The organism is Pseudomonas syringae (assembly GCF_002157375.1).
In the GTDB taxonomy this organism is placed as follows: domain Bacteria; phylum Pseudomonadota; class Gammaproteobacteria; order Pseudomonadales; family Pseudomonadaceae; genus Aquipseudomonas; species Aquipseudomonas syringae_T.
Map to the genome: position 1 here is coordinate 398,279 of NZ_MTSA01000004.1, position 6,126 is coordinate 404,404.

The window sequence follows — 6,126 nt, forward strand, 5'->3', positions numbered from 1 at the left end:
GAAGTGTCATCCACGTAGTCAGGGCCGACCTGTCACCGTCGATCTCCGCAGAATTCATGCCAAGGGCTCTGCCACAAGGCCTACAGTCCCATCGCCCGACGCCCTTGCAGGCCACCGGTGTGAACGAAGACCAGACGGGTACCGGGTTCGAATCGCCCGGTGCGCACTTCATCATGCAGCGTCAGCAACGCTTTGCCGGTATACAGCGGTTCAAGAAGCACGCCGCTCTGGGCTTCGCTGCTGGCGATGAAGTCGAGCAACGCGGCGTCGGTTCTGGCGAAACCGCCGCGGCTGGCCTCCAGCAGCACACAGTCAGGCGGTATGTGCGAAAGGGGGATCGCCGACAATGCTGCGGCCTCGTTCAATACCGCAACGATGTTCTGCTCCACGCCATGATCGCTGGGCACTGCCATCGCGCCATACACCGGATGAGCACCTGCCTCGGCCAGCAGCAGACCGGCCACGGTCGTGCCAGTCCCGGCTGCGATCCACCAGCCGTGGTAGTCGTCCCAACCAAGACGCGCGAGCTGGTCAATGACCATTGCCCGCAAACGACGGCAGCCCGACGCGCCGTCAAGGCCACCACCGCCTTCGGCAATCGGATAAAACCCGGGATACTGCGCCTGCCACGATGACCAGAAATCCGCAGCATGCCGTTGTCGATAACCGGCGTAACCCAGCCAGTGCAGCTGCATACCGAAAGCTTGCAGATCTAGCACTGTCGGCGTCTGTTGAGCATGCCCCCGCAACAGGCCAACGGTCGGGAAGCCGAAACGCTTGCCTGCTGCCGCCAGTGCGTGGAGGTGATTGGAGTGCGCGCCCCCCAGGCTGATCAGACCTTCTGCCCCGCACGCGACGGCTCGAGCCAGGTGCTCACTGAGTTTGAACCACTTGTTACCGCTGATCAGCGGGTCAATGCGGTCCAGACGCAGGATCGCAACCTCGACCCCGGCGTCTTTCAGCCAGGGCAGGTTCAGGGGTTCAAGGGGCGCAGCAGGTTGCCAGCCGAGGGCGTCGAGCATCATGGGGCCGTAGTCTACAGACACGCTGAATCAGAGCGCAGCCGCCAGCCGTGATCCCTGATCGATAGCGCGCTTGGCGTCCAGTTCGGCGGCCACATCCGCGCCGCCGATCAAATGCACGCTCTGCCCGCCAGCCACCAGATCGTCATGCAGCTCGCGCAACGGGTCCTGCCCCGCGCAGATAACGATGTTGTCCACCGGCAACAGTTTTTCTTCGCCCTCTTCGCCGATACGAATGTGCAGCCCGGCATCATCGATTTTCAGGTACTCGACGCCGTTGAGCATCTGCACCTGTTTGTTCTTCAGCCCGGTGCGGTGAATCCAGCCGGTGGTCTTGCCCAGGCCGTCGCCCACTTTCGAACGCTTGCGCTGCAACAAAAACACCTGACGCGCCGGTGCCTGAACATCAGGCTTGATCCCGGCAACACCGCCGCGCGCCTGCAACGTCGTGTCGATGCCCCACTCTTTCCAGAACGCGTCGCGGTCCAGGCTGGTCGCCACGCCTTGATGCACGAGAAATTCCGACACATCGAAACCGATACCGCCCGCACCGATCACGGCCACACTGCGGCCCACCGGTTTGCGTTGCAGAATCACATCGAGGTAGCTCAGCACCTTCGGGTTTTCGATGCCGGGAATGGCCGGGGTGCGCGGCGCGATGCCGGTGGCCAGAATCACTTCATCAAAACCTGCGCCCAGCAAGTCATCAGCCTTCACACGGGTGCCAAGGCGCAGGTGGACGCCGGTTTCCTGAAGGGTGTTGCGGAAGTAGCGCAGGGTTTCGGCAAACTCCTCCTTCCCCGGCACGCGCTTGGCGATGTTGAACTGGCCACCGATTTCGCTGGCCGAATCGAACAGCGTCACCTCATGCCCACGCCGGGCGGCCACCGTCGCAGCTGCCAGACCTGCAGGACCGGCACCCACCACGGCGATTTTTCTGACATGCCGGGTGGGCAGGTAGTTGAGTTCGGTCTCGTGGCAGGCCCGCGGGTTGACCAGACAGCTGGTCAGCTTGCCGCCGAACGTGTGGTCCAGACAGGCCTGATTACAACCGATGCAGGTGTTGATCAATTCTGCGTGGCCCGCAGCTGCTTTATTGACGAACTCGGGGTCGGCCAGAAACGGCCGGGCCATCGACACCATATCGGCGTCACCTTCGCTGAGAATGCGCTCGGCGACCTCCGGCGTGTTGATCCGGTTGGTGGTAATCAGCGGGATGCTCACCGAACCCCGCAGTTTGGCGGTGACTTTGCTGAATGCCGCACGCGGCACCTTGGTGGCGATGGTCGGAATACGTGCCTCGTGCCAGCCAATCCCGGTGTTGATCAGCGTTGCACCGGCCTGCTCGATTGCTTTGGCCAACTGGACGATTTCTTCCCAGGTGCTGCCGCCCTCGACCAGGTCGAGCATCGACAGGCGGAAGATGATGATGAAGTCCGCACCGACCGCCTCGCGCACCCGCGTCACGATCTCGACCGCCAGACGCATGCGGTTCTCGTAACAGCCGCCCCAGCGGTCAGTTCGATGGTTGGTGTGGGCGGCGAGGAACTGGTTGATGAAATAGCCTTCGGAACCCATGATTTCGACACCGTCGTACCCGGCACTGCGGGCCAGGGTCGAACAGTTCACGAAATCGCTGATCTGCTTTTCAATGCCCTCTTCGTCCAGCTCCCGGGGTGTGAACGGGTTGATCGGTGCCTGAATGGCACTCGGTGCGACCTGATTGCGGCTGTAGGCATAGCGACCGGCATGCAGAATCTGCAGGCAGATCATGCCACCTGCCTCGTGGACGGCCCGGGTGACCATGCGATGCCGTTCTGCCTCTTCGGCGTTGGTGAGTTTGGCCGCTCCCTCGTAGACCCCGCCCTCTTCGTTTGGCGCGATCCCGCCCGTGACCATCAGGCCGACCCCACCACGTGCCCGCTCGGCAAAATACGCCGCCATGCGCTCGAAGCCGCCCGGCCGCTCTTCCAGACCGGTGTGCATCGAGCCCATCAGGGTGCGGTTGCGCAACGTCGTGAAGCCCAGGTCCAGCGGGGCCAGCAGGTGCGGGTAGTGAGCAGCAGTCATGGCGAAGCTCCATCGAATCAATCACGGGAAAACAAGAACCTCTGCGGGTTCTCTGGTTCATGGGGCCACAGTAAACAGCCACCCGGCAGCACTCAATGACCGAAAGTGACAAGTTATTGATCCAAACGCGCAGCAGCACTTGGCAAGCGCCCGGCGGCGTCCTACCCTAGTCGACAATTTCCCGATGGCAGCCATACAGCCTATTTATGCGCAAATTTTTCGCCATCTGTCTGATCCTGCTGAGCGCAGCCAGCCTTGTCAGCTACCTGATCTGGACCGAGCAGCGCCCGGCCGGTCATTACCTGTCCGACCTGCGCATTCGACTGGCGGTCAATGAAGGCGAACCCGGCGAGCGCGGAAACCTTCTGGGCATCGAACCGGAGCTGTTTCCTACCGATTATCAGAACAGCGACCGACTGCATCGCAAGCTCGCGGCCTACCTGCAGCAGGCTCATGATCTAGGCCTGATCAACGCCCGAACGGTGGTGGTGCTGCCGGAACATATCGGCACTTGGCTGTTCGCCAGCGGCGAGAAGGACCAGCTCTATCAAGCCGCCACGGTGGACGACGCCATGGAATGGCTGGCCTGGAGCAATCCGCTGCAATTCATCACGGCCATGCTCGGTGCCGAAGGCAGAAACCGTCTGGATGACGCGCACCTGCGCACCAAGGCCAACGACATGGCTCGCGACTATCAGGCGCTGTTCGGCGGCCTGGCCAGAGAGTTCGGCGTGACACTGGTGGCAGGCTCGATCGTGTTGCCGGAACCGCGTGTCGAAGGCGGTCAACTGAAGATCGGCCACGGCGCCCTGTACAACAGCAGCCTGACCTTCGGCAGGGATGGCCAGCCACTCGGGCAGCCACAGCGTCAGTTGTACCCGGACCGTCATCAGAAGCGTTATGTACGCCCGGCGGGTGACGCGCCGTTGAATGTCATCGATACGCCCGCCGGGCGTCTGGCCGTGCTGATCGGCAGTGACAGTTGGTATCCGGACAATTACGCCCGCCTCAACCGGAGCGGCGCCGAGTTGATTGCGGTGCCGGCCTTTGTAATCGGCAAGAACAAGTGGTCGGAACCGTGGCGCAAACCCGAGCATTCGGGCATCGAAATGTCCACCGACCACCCGAGCGAAGGCGAAGCGTGGCATCGCCTGACACTGACCGGCCGTCCTCCGCAAAGCACTGCAAAGGCCGGGGTCAGCGTATTCATGCGCGGACAGTTCTGGAATCAGGGCATTGCCGGGCAGAGCTTCGCCAGCCATGACGGCCAGGCCATCGCCGAACCCCAGCCTGAACACAGCGCGAGTGGGGCCCGCCTGATCAACCTCTGGCTTTGACGATGTCGACATTGACCCTGCGCCTCGGCGACCTGTCAGTGGGCTTTATCCAGAGCCTCACGGATGCGGTCCACAGCTTCGACAACGACCCCGCGCCGCTGCTGGAGCAATATGGCCTTGATACCGCGCGCCTGAGCCAGGTCGGTGCGCGTCTGTCGATTCCACGCTACATGCGCCTTGGCCACGCCGCCATCCAGTTGACCGGCCAGCCCGACTTGGGACTGCGCATGGGGCAACTCAGTCGTTTTGCTCAGGCAGGTCTGGCGGGAGTCACCGCCGCGCAGGCCCCGACGGTGCGAGAAGCGGCCCGCACCCTGACCCGCTTCGAGCCGTTGTACGGCTCCAACTATCGCGGTCAGTCGAGCTTTCATGAAGACGCCGACGGCGCCTGGATGCGTTTTTATTCGATCAGCCCCTACAACGCCTACAACCGGTTCGTGGTGGATTCCATCCTGGGCGGCTGGATCGCCCAGCTCTCGTCACTGGCCGGTACCGAACTGCGCGCGCAGCGGGTTGAAATCGAATTCGATGCACCGGAGTACGCCGCCCGGTACGCCAGCCTGAGCGACCACCCGGTGGTGTTCGGCGCAGCCACCAATCAGGTGCGCCTGGATCAGGTCAGCCTGGCGTTACGCAACCCGGACCATTGCCCAAGTACCTGGCGGCATCTGCTGCAGTTGTGCGAACGGGAACTGGAGCAACAGACCCGCACCCGCAGCCTGCGTGAGCGCATCATTCAATTGCTCGGACCGTTGTTGAGCGGCGGAAGGGAACCGGATCTGGAGGAAGTGGCGGCAAGACTCAAGCTGCCCACCTGGACGCTGCGTCGTAAACTGGCCGAGGAAGGCACGCGCTTTCGAGCTGTGCTCAATGACACGCGGCGTGACCTGGCGATGACGTACATTCGCGACACTGAACTGGCGTTCGGGGAAATAGCGTATCTGCTGGGGTTTGCTTCGGCAGAAGCCTTTCAACGCGCCTTTAAACGCTGGAACGGACAGACTCCGGGAGAGTTCCGCCGCAGCCAGCGCCAAAGCGCTTGAAGCCCTTCATAACTCGGTAGCGTCGTCGGCAGGCTCTACCGGGTCAAGTTCCGAGGCACGGTATTCGAGTAGCTCTTCTTGGTATTCGTCCATTTCTTCGCCCTCTTGGCTGATTGAGTGTGCTTGATCGTCAAGCTGAAATAACTGACCGCAGGATCAACATTAAAGTGCCAATGTGAAATAAAAATGTTGGCGCCCATCCAGTAGACGAAAGGAAGGCCCGCAGATTCAGACCGGTTTACAAGCCGATTATCGACTGTCGCGCTTGACTTGCCGGCCTGTGCCGCCCTAACCTCCAGCCCATGAACCGCCTAAAGCAAGACCTCGGCCAGATTATTATTACCGTCATTCCAGTCATGGCGGGTTAGCCGACGTTTGCAAAAAAACCCGCCCTGGAGGCGGGTTTTTTCTGTCTCCCGGGCCACATTGCTCAGCCAGGAGTCAGACATGCTCGTTATCCTTCGCTCTATCGCCCCTCTCGCCCGCTTGAACAAGATGATCGGTTTGCCGTCTGTTGTCGGTCTGCGCACAAGCGAAGGGACGACGCGATGAGCCAAGGCCAGCCTGATCTGCTCCACCTCTACGCTCGCAAGATCCTTACCTCCCGCGTTTACGACGTTGCCATTGAAACGCCGTTGCAGGGCGCTCGTCAGC

General features: G+C 61.7%; 5 protein-coding genes and 1 pseudogene. 3 read left to right on the forward strand and 3 right to left on the reverse strand.

Annotated features, from left to right (window positions below; genetic code table 11):
• Nucleotides 1–80: 80 nt before the first annotated feature.
• Together BW686_RS07100 and BW686_RS07105 are read right to left on the reverse strand one after the other, a co-directional pair.
• A complete protein-coding gene (locus BW686_RS07100) occupies nucleotides 81–1,025 on the reverse strand; it encodes a 1-aminocyclopropane-1-carboxylate deaminase/D-cysteine desulfhydrase (RefSeq protein ID WP_084915629.1) in 945 nt (314 codons plus the stop codon).
• A 27-nt stretch (nucleotides 1,026–1,052) separates the two neighbouring features.
• A complete protein-coding gene (locus tag BW686_RS07105) occupies nucleotides 1,053–3,092 on the reverse strand; it encodes an NADPH-dependent 2,4-dienoyl-CoA reductase (RefSeq protein ID WP_084915630.1) in 2,040 nt (679 codons plus the stop codon).
• A gap of 206 nt (nucleotides 3,093–3,298) precedes the next feature.
• Here BW686_RS07105 and BW686_RS07110 point away from each other — a divergent pair, with 206 nt between their 5' ends.
• Both BW686_RS07110 and BW686_RS07115 read left to right on the forward strand, forming a co-directional pair.
• Nucleotides 3,299–4,429, forward strand: a complete 1,131-nt coding sequence (locus BW686_RS07110) for a carbon-nitrogen hydrolase family protein (RefSeq protein ID WP_084915631.1) — start codon at nucleotides 3,299–3,301, stop codon at nucleotides 4,427–4,429.
• 2 nt (nucleotides 4,430–4,431) lie between these two features.
• Nucleotides 4,432–5,472: an AraC family transcriptional regulator gene (locus BW686_RS07115; RefSeq protein WP_084915632.1), complete on the forward strand. Its 1,041-nt coding sequence runs from the start codon at nucleotides 4,432–4,434 to the stop codon at nucleotides 5,470–5,472.
• Nucleotides 5,473–5,478: 6 nt separating this feature from the next.
• Here BW686_RS07115 and BW686_RS27420 read toward each other — a convergent pair.
• Nucleotides 5,479–5,684: pseudogene (locus BW686_RS27420) on the reverse strand (hypothetical protein); the annotation flags it as partial.
• A 336-nt stretch (nucleotides 5,685–6,020) separates the two neighbouring features.
• Between BW686_RS27420 and BW686_RS27075 the strand changes: the two are divergent.
• Nucleotides 6,021–6,126 (forward strand): hypothetical protein (locus BW686_RS27075; RefSeq protein ID WP_373270988.1); only part of this gene is annotated, 106 nt, incomplete at its 3' end.